The sequence below is a fragment of the Rhodococcus sp. PvR044 genome, from assembly GCF_040548995.1.
Lineage (GTDB): Bacteria > Actinomycetota > Actinomycetes > Mycobacteriales > Mycobacteriaceae > Rhodococcus_G > Rhodococcus_G oryzae.
The window spans coordinates 289,484-305,185 of record NZ_JBEPSX010000007.1 but is presented as its reverse complement, the minus strand read 5'-3'; the positions used below and the strand labels follow the sequence as shown (position 1 = coordinate 305,185).

The following is a 15,702-nucleotide window of genomic DNA, read 5'->3' as shown; positions in this document are numbered from 1 at the left end:
CGTGTCGTCCGTTTGTCTGGGATCCCAACCGCGTCAACCGGGTTCGGCGCCGCAATCGCGTCGCCTCAGATGGCCATCAGCGCCGCGTTGACCACGACGGCCTGGGTGAACAGCGTCCAGTCGTTGATGATGTGCGCGCCGGCCGAAACCCACAGATTCTTCGTGCGGATGTAGGCCAGGGTCAGCACCACCCGGGCCCCGCCGATGATGATGAACGCCTGGGCGAAGTTCCAGTCGTAGGTCGGCAGGTGGGCGGCCGCGAACCAGGCCGAACTGAGCAGCCAGGCCAGGACGATCGCGGTCTTGCGGGAGACCTTTGCCTTGGCGAACAGGAAGTACAGCACCGCGAGGAACGGCAGGATGGTGAAGACCTCCTCACCGACCAACTGGAACCCGGTGCCCACGTAGAACGCGACGGTGTCGAGCGTGCTGCCCTTGCCCGCCTCGTCGATCGCCTCGTTGGAGGACACACCGAAGAGGGACGAGACGATGAACGCCAACGCGAATGTGACGACCAGATTGAGAAGGGCGAACCCGATCATCGTCAGGACGTCGCGGCCGCGCACTCTGCGGAACAGCGCCCGCCAGTGCTCTCGCGTCACGGTCGCCAGCACGACCAGCGGGATGCCGACGAACAAAATCCGCGGAATCAGAGCCACCACGTTGTTGGGCTGCGGGATGAGTACCAGTGCGGCGAAGCCCACCACCACGGAGGCCCACACCAAGAGCCACTGCCGGATCGACAGCGCCGTGGGGACACCGTTGTAGAACGGGAAATCGGCGTCGTCGCGACGCTCGATCAGTCGGCCGAACCGCTCGGTCGGCGGCATCGACTCGTGGGCAGGCTGCACGTGTGCGTTCGAAGAACTCATTCGCTACTTATCGGATCTCAGGCCGGGTAGCGGCGAGGCGTGAACACCATCGTGCCCTCGGCGCCCTTGACCACGGTGGTCAGCGAGGAGCCGATGATCAGCAGGCAGCGCATGTCGATCTCGGACGGGTCGAGCTCACCGAGGGTGACGATCCGAACGCTCTCCTGCGGACCCGCGACGTCACGGCCGATGATGACCGGAGTCGCGGGATCGCGATGCTCGAGCAGCAGGTCCCGCATCGCGCCCACCTGCCAGGTGCGCGAGCGCGAGGCCGGGTTGTACACGGCTATCGCCATGTCCGCCGCGGCCACCGCGGAGATCCGCTTGGCGACGATGTCCCACGGCTTGAGCCGATCGGAGAGCGAGATCACCGCGTAGTCGTGACCGAGCGGGGCACCGACGCGGCTCGCGACGGCGTTGGCCGCGGTCATGCCGGGCAGCACCCGGACCGGGACGCCGGACCACTGGTCCTCGGCGGCCATCTCGATCACCGCGGCGGCCATCGCGAACACGCCGGGGTCACCGGAGGACACCACGACCACCCGCGCTCCGCGCTTGGCCAGGTCCAACGCCATTGCCGCACGCTCGGATTCGACCTTGTTGTCGCTCGCGTGCCGGTTCTGGCCGTCGATCACGGGCACCCGGTTGACATAGGTGGTGTACCCGACGACGTCGGTCGCGCGAGCCAGCTCCGCGCGCACCTCGGGGGTGGTCCATGCCTCGTCGCCTGGCCCGAGCCCGACCACGGTGACGTAACCCGTCGACGGACCTGTCGCCGCGGCCCGATCCGCCGCGGCCCCGTTGTTCGACGGACTCGGCACCAGTGCGATCGAGAAGTAGGGCACCTGCGACTCGTCCACGTCGGCGGCCGCGATCACCCGCTGTTTGGGGGTGCTGGCCCGTTCGACGTAGCTCGCCTCGGCGAGCCGGCCGGAATCGGTGAGCGCCTGCCGCACGGCGGGAAAGGTGCGGCCGAGCTTGAGGATCGCGGCCGAATCGGTCTCCCGCAACCTCCTGGTCAGCTCCTCGACGGGAAGGGTTCCCGGCAGCACGGTGAGGATCTCGTCGCGCTCGACGAGGGGAGTGCCGAGCGCGGCGGAGGCCGCGCTGATCGAGGTGACGCCCGGGATCACCTCCGCCTCGAACCGGTCCTGCAACCGCTTGTGCATGTGCATGTACGAGCTGTAGAAGAGTGGGTCGCCGGCCGCCAGCAGCGCCACCGTCCGACCCGACTCGAGATGCTTCGCCAACCGCTCCGCGGCCACCGCGTAGAACTCGTCGATCGCGCCCTGGTAGCCGCCGGGGTGATCGACCGTCTCGGTGGTGACCGGGTAGACCAGGTGTTCCTCGATCTGGCCGTCCCGCATGTAGGGCTGCGCGACGGCGCGCGAGATGCTGCGGCCGTGCCTGGCGCTGTGGAACGCGATGACGTCGGCCTCGGCGATGATCCGGGCCGCCTTCACCGTCACCAGCTCCGGATCGCCCGGGCCGAGCCCGATGCCCCAGAGCTTGCCGGGGGTGACGTGATCCACCATCACTCCACCTCGCTGGCGATGGCGTTGAGCGCGGCCGCGGTGATCGCGCTGCCGCCGCGGCGGCCACGGACGACCAGGTACTCGGAGCCGCCGCGGGCGATCAGCTCGTCCTTGGACTCGGCGGCGCCGATGAACCCCACCGGTCCACCCACGATCGCGGCCGGGCGCGGTGCGCCCTGATCGATCATGTCGAGCAGGTGGAACAGCGCGGTCGGGGCGTTGCCGATCGCGACAACCGCGCCGTCCAGCTTGTCGCCCCACAGCTCGAGCGCGGCGGCGGATCGGGTGTTGCCCAGCTGCTCGGCGATCACGGGGACCCGGGGATCTGCCAGGGCGCACAGCACCTCGTTGTTCGCGGGCAGCCGCTTGCGGGTGACCCCCGCGGCGACCATGGTCGCGTCACACAGGATCGGTGCGCCGGCCCGCAGCGCGGCACGGGCGGACTCGACGACGCCGGGGGTGAACGCGATGTCGTCGACCAGGTCGACCTGTCCCGACGCGTGGATCATCCGCACCACCACCTGCGATACGTCCGCCGGGAACCGGCCCAGGTCAGCTTCGGCCCTGATGGTGGCGAAGGACTGACGGTAGATCTCGGCGCCGTCGCGGATGTAGTCGGTCATGCGCCACACGATATGGGGTCAGCGCGGCCGTCGGTCCACCCGGTAGCCGTCGCCGGTGGCCACCACGTCGGCTACCTCCCCGCGGGGCCTGCCGCATTTGCGGTCGCAGCCCACCCAGTGCTGCCTGCCCTCCACCGGCAGCTCCCCGGCCGCCACCGCCGCACCGAGGTCGCCGCGGACATCGGCAAGGGACTTGGCGCAGCCGGGGCTTCCCGTGCAGGCACTGACCTGCAGCCAGGGCGAGGCGGCGTCGAAGATCAGGCCCATCGGCGCGAGCACCCGCACGACCTGCTCCGCGGTCCATTCGTCGAGGTCGCACAGCAGCACCGATCGCCAGGGCGTCACGACAAGGGGCTTGCCGACCGCGGCCAGGAACTCTGCGGTGCGCGCGGGGATCGCTCCCAGTGCGAGGCCGGCGGCCAGGGTGACGCCACCGTCGCCGTGATCGAGCCAGCCGATCGGTCCGGCCCCGTCACCTGTCACGTCGACGGGCTCCACCGTGGCCCGCAGGCCGAGACCGGCGAGGATCCGCTCGGGACCGCCGTCGATCTCGTGCAGCCGCCACTGCTCCCCCCGGATCTCCAGCAGGTGTCGGGCGGCCTCGAGCAGCACCGACACCCCGTCGGCCGCGGGGATCCGGGCGCCGGAGTCGCGGCCGGCCAGGACCAGGGTGACCTCGTCGGCGCCGACGGCATGTAGCCCGAGGTCCGCGGACAGCCCCGAGACGTCGCCACGGCCGTCGTCGAGGGAGAACATCACCCGTCCCGGCAGCTGCGCCAGCACCGGGTCGGCGCAGAGGCCGCGGTCGAGTTCGCGCACCCAGTCGCGCACGTCGACCAGCCCACCGATCCGCCCGGACAGGGGACTGGCGAGGATGTTTCGCACCCGTTCGTGGGTGGCCGAGGGCAGCAGGCCGATCTCGGCCAGCCGCTCGGCGAACCGGTCGGGGTCGGTGACCGCGCGCAGCTGCACATTGCCGCGCGAGGTCAGCTCCAGCTCACCTGCCGCGAGTTCGCGGGACGCCTCGGCCAGCGCCTGCAGCTGACCGGGTTCGAGGAAACCGCCGGGCAGCCGCACCCGGGCCAGCGCGCCGTCCGCCGCCTGGTGTACCTGGAGGGCTCCGGGGCAGGCGTCGGGGCGGGAACGGTCGGGGGTGTTCGGTTCAGCGGACATCGTCTCCAAGGTTACGTCCCTGCACCGGTAGCATCAGCGGCGCTTGCGGCAGCTCGAGAGGAAACCGGTGGGAATCCGGTGCGGTCGCGCCACTGTCACCCGACCGCCTGCCCGCGGGCACCGGGGAGCCAGACCCTCCGCCGCTGCCGTTCCGAACCGATGGGGCGCGAAAACCCCGAGGAGGCCTCACCGTGATCCTGCTGCTGTCGACGTCCGACACCGACCTGCTCAGCGCCCGTGCCAGCGGCGCGGAGTACCGCTGGGCGAACCCGTCCCGGCTCCTGGTGGACGACCTGCCCGGTCTGCTCGAGGGGGTCGAGCTGGTGGTCGTGCGCATCCTCGGTGGCCGCCGCGCCTGGGAGGACGGGCTCGACGCCGTCCTCGCCGCAGGCCTGCCGACGGTGGTGCTCGGCGGCGAGCTCGCCCCGGATGCCGAGCTGATGGAGCACTCGACGGTGCCGGGCGGCGTGTCCGCCGAGGCGCATTCGTACCTGGCCGAGGGCGGCCCGCAGAACCTGCTCCAGTTGCACCATTTCCTCACCGACACCGTGCTGCTCACCGGGTACGGATTCGAGCCGCCGGTGCACACCCCCACCTGGGGTCACCTGGAGCGGGGCGCGGTCGCGGAGATCGACGGCCCCACCATCGCGGTGCTCTACTACCGCGCCCAGCATCTGGCAGGCAACACCGAGTACGTCGAGGCGCTGTGCCGCGCAATCGAGGCCGCAGGCGCCAACGCGCTGCCCCTCTTCTGCGCCTCGCTGCGCACGGCCGAGCCGGAGCTGCTGACGACGCTCGGCACCGTCGACGCGATGGTCGTGACCGTCCTCGCGGCGGGCGGCACCAAGCCCGCGGGCGCATCGGCGGGGGAGGACGACGAGGCCTGGGATGTCACCGAACTGGCCGCGCTCGACGTGCCCATCCTGCAGGGCCTGTGCCTGACCAGCAGCCGCGAGGCCTGGGAGTCCAATGACGACGGCCTCTCGCCGATGGACGTGGCGACGCAGGTCGCGGTGCCCGAGTTCGACGGCCGGCTGATCACGGTTCCCTTCTCGTTCAAGGAGATCGACGCCGACGGCCTCACCGCGTATGTGCCCGACCCCGAGCGGGCGGCCCGGGTCGCCGGCATCGCGGTGCGGCACGCCCGGCTGCGGCACATCCCCCTCGCGGAGAAGCGGATCGCGCTGATGCTCTCCGCCTATCCCACCAAGCACGCCCGTATCGGCAACGCCGTCGGCCTGGACACCCCGGCCAGCGCGATCGCGCTGCTCACCGAGATGCGCGCTGCCGGATACGACCTCGGGCCGCTCGACGGAGACGACGCGCTGCCCGGTCTGGCGGCAGGCGACGGCGACGCCCTGATCCATGCGCTCATCGCGGCGGGCGGGCAGGACCCGGACTGGCTGACGGCGGAGCAGCTCGAGGGCAACCCGATCCGCATCTCCGCGGCGCGGTACCGGCAGTGGTTCGCCACGCTGCCGCAGGACCTGCGCGAAGGCGTCGAGAAGCACTGGGGCGCTGCGCCGGGCGAGCTGTACGTGGACCGGTCGTCCGACCCCGACGGCGAGATCGTCATCGCCGCGATGCCGGTCGGCAACGTGGTCCTGATGGTGCAGCCGCCCCGCGGCTTCGGCGAGAATCCCGTTGCCATCTATCACGATCCGGATCTGCCGCCGAGCCATCACTACCTCGCCGCCTACCGTTGGCTGGCCGCCCGTCAGGACGAGGGCGGCTTCGGCGCGGACGCGGTGGTACACCTGGGCAAGCACGGGAACCTGGAGTGGCTGCCCGGCAAGACGCTCGGCATGTCCGCGTCCTGCGGCACCGACGCCGCGCTCGGCGAGCTGCCGCTGATCTACCCGTTCCTGGTGAACGATCCGGGCGAGGGCACCCAGGCCAAGCGCCGCGCCCACGCGACCCTGGTCGACCACCTGATCCCACCGATGGCCCGCGCCGAGAGCTACGGCGACATCTCGCGCCTCGAGCAGCTGCTCGACGAGCACTCCAACATCTCGGCGCTCGACCCGGCGAAGCTGCCCGCGATCCGCCAGCAGATCTGGACGCTGATGCGTGCGGCGAAGATGGACCACGACCTGGGCCTCGCGGAGCGCCCGGACGAGGACGTCTTCGACGACATGCTGCTGCACGTCGACGGCTGGCTGTGCGAGATCAAGGACGTACAGATCCGCGACGGGCTGCACATCCTCGGCAAGGCACCCGAGGGCGACGCGGAGGTCGAGCTGGTGCTCGCGATCCTGCGGGCCCGGCAGATGTGGGGCGGCGAACGCACCGTCCCCGGCCTGCGCGAGGCGCTGGGGCTGAGCGAGGACGGCGACGAGGCCCGCACCAAGGTCGACGCCATCGAGGAGATCGCGCACCGGCTGGTAGCGGACCTGCAGGCCGCTGACTGGGCCCCGGCCGCCGCGGCACGGATCGGCGCCGACCACGGCGAACAGGTGGTGGCCGTACTGGAGTTCGCGGCGGCGGAGGTGGTGCCTCGGCTGCGGCAGACCGCAGGCGAGATCGCCCAGGTGCTGCGCGCGCTCGACGGCCGGTTCATCGCCGCCGGGCCCAGCGGGTCGCCGCTGCGCGGTCTGGTCAACGTGCTGCCCACCGGCCGCAACTTCTACTCGGTGGATCCGAAGGCGGTGCCGTCGCGGCTGGCATGGGAGACCGGTCAGGCGATGGCCGAGTCGCTGCTTGCCCGCTACCTGGCCGACCACGGCGAGTACCCGCGCTCCGTCGGGCTGTCCGTCTGGGGCACCTCCGCGATGCGCACCTCCGGCGACGACATCGCGGAAGTTTTTGCCCTGCTGGGTGTCCGGCCGGTCTGGGACGAGGCGTCGCGCCGCGTCACCAGCCTGGAGGTCATCTCGCTGGAGGAGCTGGGCAGGCCCCGCGTGGATGTGACCGTCCGGATCAGCGGCTTTTTCCGGGATGCCTTCCCGCACGTGCTGGCGCTGCTCGACGACGCGGTCCGGATGGTCGCTGCCGTGGACGAGCCCGCCGAGAGCAACTACATCCGCGCCCATGCGCAGGCGGACCTGGCCGAGCACGGTGACGACCGCCGGGCCACCACCCGCATCTTCGGGTCCAAGCCTGGCACCTACGGCGCGGGCCTGCTGCAGCTGATCGACTCGAAGAGCTGGCGCAACGACTCCGACCTCGCCGAGGTGTACACGACCTGGGGCGGCTACGCCTACGGCCGAGGCCTCGACGGCGCGCCCGCCTCCGACGACATGCGCACCGCCTACCGGCGAATCGCGGTGGCAGCCAAGAACACCGACACCCGAGAGCACGACATCGCCGACTCCGACGACTACTTCCAGTACCACGGCGGCATGGTCGCCACCGTCCGCGCGCTGACCGGGAAGTCGCCGGAGGCCTACATCGGCGACAGCACCCGCCCCGAGGCCGTCCGCACCCGCACGCTGTCGGAGGAGACCGCCCGGGTGTTCCGCGCGCGGGTGGTCAACCCGCGCTGGCTCGAGGCGATGCGCAGGCACGGCTACAAGGGCGCCTTCGAGATGGCCGCGACCGTCGACTATTTGTTCGGGTACGACGCCACGACCAACGTCGTCGCGGACTGGATGTACGAGAAGCTTGCCGAGACCTACGTGCTGGACGAGCAGAATCGCAAGTTCATGACCGAGTCCAATCCCTGGGCCCTGCACGGGATCGCGGAGCGGCTGCTCGAGGCCGCCGAGCGCGACATGTGGGAGCAGCCGGAACAGCAGACGCTGGACGGGCTGCGACAGGTCTACCTGGAGACCGAAGGTGAGCTCGAGGGGGAGTAGTCGGGCCGGTTGCCCCTAGGCTGATGCCCATGAGCCCCACGCTGAGCGAGATCGGTGCCGCCAAGTACGTCCTGCTGACCACCTTCCGCAAGGACGGCTCGGCGGTCCCGACCCCGCTGTGGGCGGCGCTCGACGGCGACCGCCTGCTGCTGTGGACGGTCACCGACTCCTGGAAGGTCAAGCGGATCCGTCGGAACCCGCAGGTGACGGTCGCGCCCTGCGACGTGCGCGGCAATCAAAAGGGTGACGCGATCGAGGCGACCGCGGTGGTGCTGGACGACGCCGGGACGGAGCACGCCCGCGAGGTCATCACCCGCAAGTACGGGATCCTCGGCTGGCTCACGGTCAAGGGCAGCCTGCTGCGCCGCGGTAAGACCGGCACAATCGGCCTGGCCGTCACCACACCCTGATCGCCGGTCGACACAAGAAGGACGAGGCCCGCACCGGCGATTCGCCGGTGCGGGCCTCGGACTTCTGAGGTGATCGGTCAGCTACCGAAGGATGAGCCACCCAGATCTGCGCTGCCGAACTGGCTGAGATCGGGGAGTCCGGGGATCGGGATGATCGGGTTGAGCGAGTTGAACCGGAGCGTCACCTTCGCCTCCTCGCCTGCGGCGGCGAGCTTTTCGCTGCCACCGGAGGGGACCAGGAAGGACCCGCCGCCGCCACCGGCGCCCGCGGCGCCGCCGCCACCACCGAAGTAGCCGGCGCCGCCGGCACCGCCGGAGTCGGCACCCGCGCCACCGTCACCGAGCACGCCTGCCGCGCCGGACGGAGATCCGGTGCCGCCCGCACCGCCCGCGGTCGCGGTGCCTGCCTTGCCGCCCGCGGCACCCGCCGCGGAGACGCCTGCATTGCCGCCTGCCCCGAGGCTTCCCGCACCCCCGCCGGGAGCGACGAGCGTGCGGGAGCGCAGGCCCTTCTCCCGGTCCTGCTTGATCGACTCGGTGGCGGTTCCGGAGAAGCCGCCACCGGAACCGCCACCCTCACCGACGAGGATGTACAGCTTCGATCCCGGGGTAACGGGGAGGTCCGCGGTGACACGACCGCCGAGCCCGCCTGCGCCGACCCCGCCCTTGCCTGCCTCACCGATCGCGGTCACCGTCACCGAGGTCACGCCGGCGGGGATGTCGAGGACATGCTCGCCTTCGACGTTGACCATGCAGTTGACGAGAATCCCCGACTGCGCGCATCCCACGATCTTGTCGCCGGCGGCGGCAACGCCGGTACCGCCGGTGACCGCGGCCGCGACGGCTGCCGTCATACCCACCGTCGCGGCCAGTCCCACGGTTCGCCGCATCCCCATCGAGCCCGCCGCCCACACACGCCCTTGCATCAACAAACCTCGCAGAGTCCTAATCGATCCGGGGCGATCGCCACCGGCGCTGGAAGCATGCCATGTTCCCGGACGCGAGGTGGGCACATTGACGCAGCGAACTGGACGCTGGGTTTACACCCCGCGTCAGGACGCGGAGCTACCCACGCTTCCCGAGCCGCCGGAGCTGCCCGCGCTGCCGGAGTCGGAGCTTCCCGCGCTGCCGGAGCCGCTGCCGCTGTCGGAGCTGCCACTGGCGCCCACATAGGACGAGTCGAACTCGACGACGACCCGCGTGACGGAAGCGCCTGCCGGGGCGAGCGCGGTGCTGCCACCGGCCGGGACCAGGAAGGATCCGCCGCCGCCGTTCAACCCGCCACCACCACCGAAGTAGCCGCCGCCACCGCCCGAGCCGACCAGACCGCCCGCGCCACCGGTGCCGAACGCACCGTCGGTGCCGCCGATGCCGGCCGTGCCCCCCGCGGTATCGGTACCGGCTTGTCCGCCTCCGGCGCCGGGCGCCGCGGCGCCCGCGTCACCGCCCACACCCGCGCCGCCGCCACCGCCACCGGGCGCAACCAGCAGGCGTGAGTTCATGCCGGCGGTCCAGCTGCCCTCGGCAGATTCCGTTGCGACCGCGGCGAACCCGCCGCCCGGGTTCAATCCCGACCCGCCGCCGTTGCCCACCATGATGTAGAGCCGCTGCCCTGGCGTCACGGGGAGGTCGGCGGTGACCACGCCGCCGCGTCCACCCCGAAATCCGCCACCGTTGGCACCGTTCGCGGTCACCTTCACCGAGGTGATGCCTGCCGGCACATCGACGAAGTACTCGTGGGGGCCGTAGCTGTCATAGGAGCACGTGGTGTGCCCGATCTCGGTGGCACAGAAGACGGTCGCGGATGCCCCGCCCGCGCTGATCAGGCCCGCCGACGCGCACGCCGCGGTAAGCCCCATTGCCGCGGCAACCTTCACCGCACGGTGCCCCCACACCGAACCCTGTCGAACCCGACCCATCATCGATTGCTCCTCCGAGATCACGCCGATTCGGTGGCGGTCGCCACCGGCGGGGGGAAGCATGGCACGAGATTTCGCGCCGCATATCGAGAATGGGTGAGATGATTCCGCGGGCGCCTGAAAGTCAGTCGTCGTTGAAGCCGCGCAGCCTATTGAGCTCGCGCCGTTCATGTTTGGTGGGTCGACCGGATCCACGATCCCGGCGCGGCAGGGCGATCAGTTCCTCACGCGGCGGCGGAGGAGGTGTCCTGTCGATCACGCACAGCGCGGCCTCGGGCGCCCCGACCCGCTTGCGGATGAGCCTGGCCACCACGACTATCCGTTCGGTGCCCGCGACGCGGACCCGCACCTCGTCGTCCATCTGCACCGGCTGCGCGGGTTTGGCCGACACCCCGTTCACCCGCACGTGGCCTGCCCGGCACGCGGCGGCCGCGGCGGAGCGCGTCTTGAACAGGCGCACGGACCACGCCCAGCTGTCCACCCGCACGCTGGTGGCTTCCCCGCTCGACATGCCGTCCAGGGTACCGAGCGGACCGTTCAGCCCCGATTCGCTCCGTCGCCCGCAGGCCCGACCGCCAGCCGGACGGGCGGCAGGTAGTCCGAGACCGGGGTCCGGTGCCACCACACGCCGCTGTCTCGGCGCTCCCGCCGGGTGCTGAACCGGTAGCGGAACAGGCGCGCCCGCACGAAGGTGGGCGGCGACTCCGCAAACGGGTTGTGCCGGATCAGCGCCAGCGTCGCGGCGTCGTTCTGGAGCAGTTTCTCGGCGAACGCGACGAACCACCCCCTGGCGTAGCCGGGAGAGATCGCGGCGAACCACATCAGCCAGTCGAGGCGCAGGTGGTACGGAGCGAACTGGCGGGGCCGCCGCCGGAGGTCTCCCGGCTTGCCCTTGAACTCGTACTCCCGCCAGACCGCGTCGGGGGTGAGGTGCGCGGCCTCGGTGCCCTCCACGATCACCTCGTACCGGATCCGGGTGACGTGGCCGAACGCGCCGTAGGTGTTGACCAGGTGCCAGGCATTGAACGAGGCATTCATCAGTTGGCTGTGCGAGGCCAGGTTGCGCGCCGGCCAGTAGCTGAGCACGAGGACCAGGGCGGTCACCGCGATCACCACGACCACGAAGGCAGGCGGGGTGGTCCCGGTCTCGGCGGGTGTGCCGATCGGCAGGACCACGCCGAGCACGCTGTCCGGCAGCACCGACACCGCCAGCACCAGGGCGAGCCAGTTCAGCCACGCGAAGTTGCCGCTGGCCACCAGCCACAGCTGCGTCACGATCATCAAGCCCGCCGCGATCGCGGCGACCGGTTGCGGGGCGAACAGTCCGAAGGGCATCACCAGCTGCGCCAGGTGATTGCCCGCGACCTCGACCCGGTGCAGCGGCCGGGGGAGTCGGTGGAAATACCAGCTCAGCGGTCCCGGCATCGGCTGCGTCTCGTGGTGGTAGTACAGGCAGGTCAGGTCGCGCCAGCAGGAGTCCCCGCGGATCTTGATCATCCCGGCGCCGAATTCGAGCCGGAACAGCAACCACCGCAGTAACAGCAGGATGGCCAACGGTGGCGCGGTGTCGGCGTTGCCAAGGAAGACGGCCAGGAAACCGACCTCGAGCAGCAGCGACTCCCAGCCGAACCCGTACCAGACCTGGCCGACGTTGACGATCGACAGGTACAGCAGCCACATCGCGAACCACACCAGCATGTGCGCGGGCAGCGGGAGCCGGGCGGTGACACCCAGCACGCCGAGTGCCGCCAGCCCGGCCCCGGTCCACGCAACGGCAGCGAAGAACCGATCGGAGTAGTACAGGTGGAACAGGCTCGGTGACCGCCGGAACGATGCCGTCGCCAGATGGTCGGGGACGGGGAGCATCCCGTTGCTGCCGATCAGGGCCCGGAACTGGTTGACTGCCACGAGAAACGCGGTCAGGTAGATGGCGGCGAGGCCTTCCGTGAAGAGCAGCCGCCCGAGCCAATAGCCATCCGCGTTGAACCAGTCCACCGTCGCCGCCTGGGGCGATCGCGGGGGATTCCCGCCTCTGCCGGACGTTACTCCTCGATACCCCCGATGGCGTGGGTGCGAATCCCGCGGCGAGAAGTCAGTCGAGGGCGTCCAGGTACGACCAGCGCCCGTCCTCGCGCACGAACCGACTGTGCTCGCGGAGCGAGTCCCGCTGCCCGGAGTGCACGTAGTGTGCCTCGAACTCGACCGTGCCCTCGTTTTCCAGCAGCCCGCCGCCCGTGTGGCCGAGGATGTCGAGCCGGGTCCAGCGCTGATCGGGGTCGAGGGTCAGCCGCCCCGGGCGCGTACTCGGGTGCCAGGTCCGCAGCAGATAGTCGGCGTCGCCGACCGCGAATGCGCTGTACCGGGACCTCATCAGCTGCTCGGCGGTCGGCGCCTCCGCGGCACCGGAATGAAACCGCCCGCAGCATCGCTCGTAGGTCTCACCACTGAGGCAGGGACAGCGGGTCATCACTGTGCCCGGCTCACGGACGACATGTGGAAGTCGGGGATCCGCAGCGGCGGCATCGCGGTTCGGGTGAACCAGTCCTTCCACTCGCGCGGGAGGGTGCTCTCGGTGGCCCCGACCTCCGAGACCCGCCGCAGCAGGTCGAGCGGGCTCTCGTTGAAACGGAAGTTGTTGACGGCGCCGGTGACCGCCCCGTCCTCGACCAGATACACCCCATCCCTGGTCAGGCCCGTGAGCAGCAGCGTGGCCGGGTCCACCTCGCGGATGTACCAGAGCGTGGTCAGCAGCAGCCCGCGCTCGGTCCGGGCGACCATCTCGTCGATGGTCGCCGCACCGCCGCCGGTGAGCAGCAGGTTGTCGCCGGGCACGGCCACCGTGGCCCCGAACTCCTGCGCCGCGTGGCGGGGGTAGGCGAGCGCGTTGACGGCACCGTCACGGACCCAGTCGACCCGATCGACATCCATGCCGTTGTCGAAGAGGGAGAGGGAGTCGCTCGATGTCGTCGTCGCGACGAAGGGTGCGTACTCGAGTCCGGGCGCCATGGGGTCCGAGCGCAGGGTGAGCGGGAAATCGCTGAGCCGCTCACCGACCCGGGTGCCGCCCGCCTTCGACAGCGCGGTGTGCCCTTCCTCCGCGCCGCGGCCCTCCATCGTCCACATCAGGTAGATCATCAGGTCGGACACGGCGGAGGGAGGCAGCAGGGTCTCGTAGCGACCCGCGGGCAGGTCGACCGTGCGCTTGGACCAGTTCAGCCTGGTGGTCAGCTCAGCCAGCAGGCTCGGCACCGACACGTCCTCGAAGTCGGCAGTGCCCGCGCCGACCCACGCGCTGGCGTCACCGCGCTTGCCGTTGATCTCCACCGAGCCGGTCGGCTGGGTGAAACGCCTGCGTACCCCGCTGGAGGTGCCCAGCCAGGTGGTGTGGAGTTGATGGTGCGCAAAGCCGTACAGCCGGTCGGCGCCGTCGAACCCGTCGGCGAGATCACCCGCCAGTCGGCCGAACACGTCGATCCCTGTCGACGCCGCGGCCGCGGACCAGTCCGGGTCGGGAACGCCTGCACCCGACATCAGGTCCATCGCGTCCTCGGCGGGTGGGGCGGTCCGCGCCGCCTCCTCGCTCGCCCGCACGACCTCCGGGATCTGCTTCGGGTCAACGGTGCTGGAGCTCACCGTCCCCACGTGCGCGCCCTCGGCGTCGCGGACGATCGAGATGACGGTCCAGTTTCGCGAGGTCGACACGCCGTTCGTGGTCATCGAATTGCCGGCCCAGCGCAGCGATGCCTCGCTGGCATCGGTGACCAACACCATCGATTCGTCCACCGTGCGCAGCGCGAGGGCCCGCTCGATCACGTCCTGCGCCTGGATCATCATCGGCCACCCTCCGCCTGCGTGTTGAGCACGTTCACACCGCGGAACAGCGCGGAGGGACAACCGTGGCTGACCGCCGCCACCTGACCAGGCTGGGCCTTCCCACAGTTGAACGCGCCACCCAGCTGCCAGGTGGAGGCACCGCCGACGGCCTCCATCGAACCCCAGAAGTCGGTCGTGGTGGCCTGGTACGCCACATCCCGGAGCTGCCCATCGAGAACGCCGTTCCGGATCCGGAAGAACCGCTGACCGGTGAACTGGAAGTTGTACCGCTGCATGTCTATCGACCAGCTCTTGTCGCCGACCACGTAGATCCCGTCCTCGACGCGGCTGATGAGATCCTCGGTGGAGGTGTCGCGCTCGGGATCCGGCTGCAACGACACGTTCGCCATCCGCTGGATGGGTACGTGGTGGGGCGAGTCCGCATAGGAGCATCCGTTGGAACGTTCCAGGCCGAGCCGCGGAGCGAACACCCGGTCGAGCTGATAGCCGACGAGGGTGCCACCGCGTACCAGATCCCAGCGCTGCGAACCGACGCCGTCGTCGTCGTACCCGACACTGGCGAGCCCGTGCTCCTCGGTGCGGTCGGCGGTCACGTGCATGATCTCGGTCCCGTATCGCAGGGTGCCGAGCTGGTCCGGGGTCGCGAACGAGGTACCCGCGTATGCCGCCTCATAGCCGATGGCGCGGTCGTACTCGGTTGCGTGGCCGATGGATTCGTGAATGGTCAGCCACAGGTTGGTCGGGTCGATGACCAGGTCCGTCGGGCCAGACGTCACCGATGGCGCCTTGGCCTTCTCGGCAAGCCATTCCGGGATCCGCGCGAGTTCCGTTGCCCAGTCCCAGGAACCCGGGCCGACTCCGGCACCCAGGTACTCCCAGCCACGCCCGGCCGGGGGCGCAAGGGTCCGCATGGTCTCGAAGCTGCCCGCCGACTGATCGACGGCGGTCGCCTCCAACTGCGGATGCAGACGGACCCGCTGCTGGGTGATGGTCGACCCGGCCAGGTCCGCGTAGAAGGTCTGTTCCTTGACCTGCATCACGCTCGCCGTGACGTGGTCCACGCCGTCGGCGGAGGACAGCCGCGCCGAGTAGTCGCCGAGCAGCTCGATCTTCTCGGCCGTCGGGACCTCGAACGGGTCGACCTCGTAGCCGGAAACCCAGACCGCATCCGGGTATACGGGCTCCGGGGCCAACTCCACCCGTTCCCGGTTCAGCGCCCGCAGCGCCCTGGCCACCTCGACCGCCTGCGCCGCCGTGCGGGCCGCGGCGTCGGGGGTCAGTTCCGCGTGCGAGGCGAATCCCCAGGTCCCGTCGACCACCACTCGCACCGCCACGCCGAGTTCCGCGCCGTCGACCGCGGACTGCACGGCACCGTCCCGTAGTCGTATCGACTGGGTCAGCAGCCGGTGCACCCGTAGATCGGCGTGGGTGGCGCCCGCGGTCCGGGCGGCGGACAACGCGGCGTCCGCGAGGGCGCGCAGCGGCAGGGCGAGGAAGTCGGGGTCGACGTCGCGGGTGGCGGTCACGGGTCACACGCTA

The 15,702-nt window shown here is 70.5% G+C and carries 13 protein-coding genes; 2 read left to right on the top strand and 11 right to left on the bottom strand.

The annotated features are described in order from the left end of the window. Nucleotides 1–65: 65 nt before the first annotated feature. Genes ABIC28_RS18170 through cobG form a run of 4 tightly spaced genes read right to left on the bottom strand, consistent with a single transcriptional unit; the run spans nucleotide 66 to nucleotide 4,203 of the window. Nucleotides 66–872, bottom strand: coding sequence for a CPBP family intramembrane glutamic endopeptidase (locus ABIC28_RS18170; protein WP_097209738.1), 807 nt, complete (start codon nucleotides 870–872; stop codon nucleotides 66–68). 17 nt (nucleotides 873–889) lie between these two features. Next, entirely contained in the window at nucleotides 890–2,407 is a 1,518-nt protein-coding gene (gene cobJ / locus ABIC28_RS18165; protein ID WP_097209737.1) for a precorrin-3B C(17)-methyltransferase, read from the bottom strand. Beyond that, nucleotides 2,407–3,030: a precorrin-8X methylmutase gene (locus ABIC28_RS18160; protein ID WP_097209736.1), complete on the bottom strand. Its 624-nt coding sequence runs from the start codon at nucleotides 3,028–3,030 to the stop codon at nucleotides 2,407–2,409. The genes cobJ and ABIC28_RS18160 overlap by 1 nt, the downstream gene beginning before the upstream one ends. 18 nt (nucleotides 3,031–3,048) lie before the next feature. Then, nucleotides 3,049–4,203 (bottom strand): precorrin-3B synthase, encoded by a 1,155-nt coding sequence (gene cobG / locus ABIC28_RS18155; RefSeq protein WP_097209735.1) that lies wholly within the window; start codon nucleotides 4,201–4,203, stop codon nucleotides 3,049–3,051. A 191-nt stretch (nucleotides 4,204–4,394) separates the two neighbouring features. Between cobG and cobN the strand changes: the two genes are divergently transcribed. Both cobN and ABIC28_RS18145 read left to right on the top strand, forming a co-directional pair. Continuing rightward, nucleotides 4,395–8,000 (top strand): cobaltochelatase subunit CobN, encoded by a 3,606-nt coding sequence (gene cobN, locus ABIC28_RS18150; protein ID WP_097209734.1) that lies wholly within the window; start codon nucleotides 4,395–4,397, stop codon nucleotides 7,998–8,000. Between the two features lie 29 nt (nucleotides 8,001–8,029). Continuing rightward, on the top strand, nucleotides 8,030–8,410 hold the full coding sequence (locus ABIC28_RS18145; protein WP_097209733.1) for a PPOX class F420-dependent oxidoreductase: 381 nt from the start codon (nucleotides 8,030–8,032) through the stop codon (nucleotides 8,408–8,410). A gap of 77 nt (nucleotides 8,411–8,487) precedes the next feature. On the opposite strand, the gene ABIC28_RS18140 is transcribed toward ABIC28_RS18145, so the two are convergent. The 7 genes from ABIC28_RS18140 to ABIC28_RS18110 form a co-directional block, all read right to left on the bottom strand. After that, nucleotides 8,488–9,336, bottom strand: a complete 849-nt coding sequence (locus ABIC28_RS18140; RefSeq protein ID WP_143548362.1) for a hypothetical protein — start codon at nucleotides 9,334–9,336, stop codon at nucleotides 8,488–8,490. A gap of 126 nt (nucleotides 9,337–9,462) precedes the next feature. Then, nucleotides 9,463–10,332, bottom strand: a complete 870-nt coding sequence (locus ABIC28_RS18135) for a hypothetical protein (protein WP_354580155.1) — start codon at nucleotides 10,330–10,332, stop codon at nucleotides 9,463–9,465. 121 nt (nucleotides 10,333–10,453) lie between these two features. After that, the gene (locus ABIC28_RS18130) at nucleotides 10,454–10,840 is read right to left on the bottom strand and encodes an RNA-binding S4 domain-containing protein (protein ID WP_097209730.1); all 387 of its coding nucleotides are present in this window, start codon (nucleotides 10,838–10,840) and stop codon (nucleotides 10,454–10,456) included. Between the two features lie 26 nt (nucleotides 10,841–10,866). Continuing rightward, nucleotides 10,867–12,324 (bottom strand): lipase maturation factor family protein, encoded by a 1,458-nt coding sequence (locus tag ABIC28_RS18125; RefSeq protein ID WP_097209729.1) that lies wholly within the window; start codon nucleotides 12,322–12,324, stop codon nucleotides 10,867–10,869. Nucleotides 12,325–12,421: 97 nt separating this feature from the next. Continuing rightward, complete coding sequence (locus tag ABIC28_RS18120; RefSeq protein WP_097209728.1) at nucleotides 12,422–12,796, bottom strand: YchJ family protein; 375 nt, start codon at nucleotides 12,794–12,796, stop codon at nucleotides 12,422–12,424. Then, nucleotides 12,796–14,160 (bottom strand): metallopeptidase TldD-related protein, encoded by a 1,365-nt coding sequence (locus tag ABIC28_RS18115; RefSeq protein WP_097209727.1) that lies wholly within the window; start codon nucleotides 14,158–14,160, stop codon nucleotides 12,796–12,798. Before ABIC28_RS18115 ends, ABIC28_RS18120 begins: the two co-directional genes overlap by 1 nt. Continuing rightward, nucleotides 14,160–15,689 carry a TldD/PmbA family protein gene (locus ABIC28_RS18110; protein ID WP_097209726.1) on the bottom strand — a complete coding sequence of 510 codons (1,530 nt, stop codon included), beginning with the start codon at nucleotides 15,687–15,689 and terminating at the stop codon, nucleotides 14,160–14,162. The genes ABIC28_RS18115 and ABIC28_RS18110 overlap by 1 nt, the downstream gene beginning before the upstream one ends. Nucleotides 15,690–15,702: the final 13 nt, after the last annotated feature.

Excerpts from the sequence above, each read along its gene's own strand:
- ABIC28_RS18130 (WP_097209730.1), bottom strand. The coding sequence starts at position 10,840 with ATGTCGAGCGGGGAAGCCACCAGCGTGCGGGTGGACAGCTGGGCGTGG.
- ABIC28_RS18120 (WP_097209728.1), bottom strand. The coding sequence starts at position 12,796 with ATGACCCGCTGTCCCTGCCTCAGTGGTGAGACCTACGAGCGATGCTGC.
- ABIC28_RS18145 (WP_097209733.1), top strand. The coding sequence starts at position 8,030 with ATGAGCCCCACGCTGAGCGAGATCGGTGCCGCCAAGTACGTCCTGCTG.
- ABIC28_RS18140 (WP_143548362.1), bottom strand. The coding sequence starts at position 9,336 with ATGCAAGGGCGTGTGTGGGCGGCGGGCTCGATGGGGATGCGGCGAACC.
- ABIC28_RS18160 (WP_097209736.1), bottom strand. The coding sequence starts at position 3,030 with ATGACCGACTACATCCGCGACGGCGCCGAGATCTACCGTCAGTCCTTC.
- ABIC28_RS18170 (WP_097209738.1), bottom strand. The coding sequence starts at position 872 with ATGAGTTCTTCGAACGCACACGTGCAGCCTGCCCACGAGTCGATGCCG.
- ABIC28_RS18115 (WP_097209727.1), bottom strand. The coding sequence starts at position 14,160 with ATGATCCAGGCGCAGGACGTGATCGAGCGGGCCCTCGCGCTGCGCACG.
- ABIC28_RS18135 (WP_354580155.1), bottom strand. The coding sequence starts at position 10,332 with ATGATGGGTCGGGTTCGACAGGGTTCGGTGTGGGGGCACCGTGCGGTG.
- cobG (WP_097209735.1), bottom strand. The coding sequence starts at position 4,203 with ATGTCCGCTGAACCGAACACCCCCGACCGTTCCCGCCCCGACGCCTGC.
- cobJ (WP_097209737.1), bottom strand. The coding sequence starts at position 2,407 with ATGGTGGATCACGTCACCCCCGGCAAGCTCTGGGGCATCGGGCTCGGC.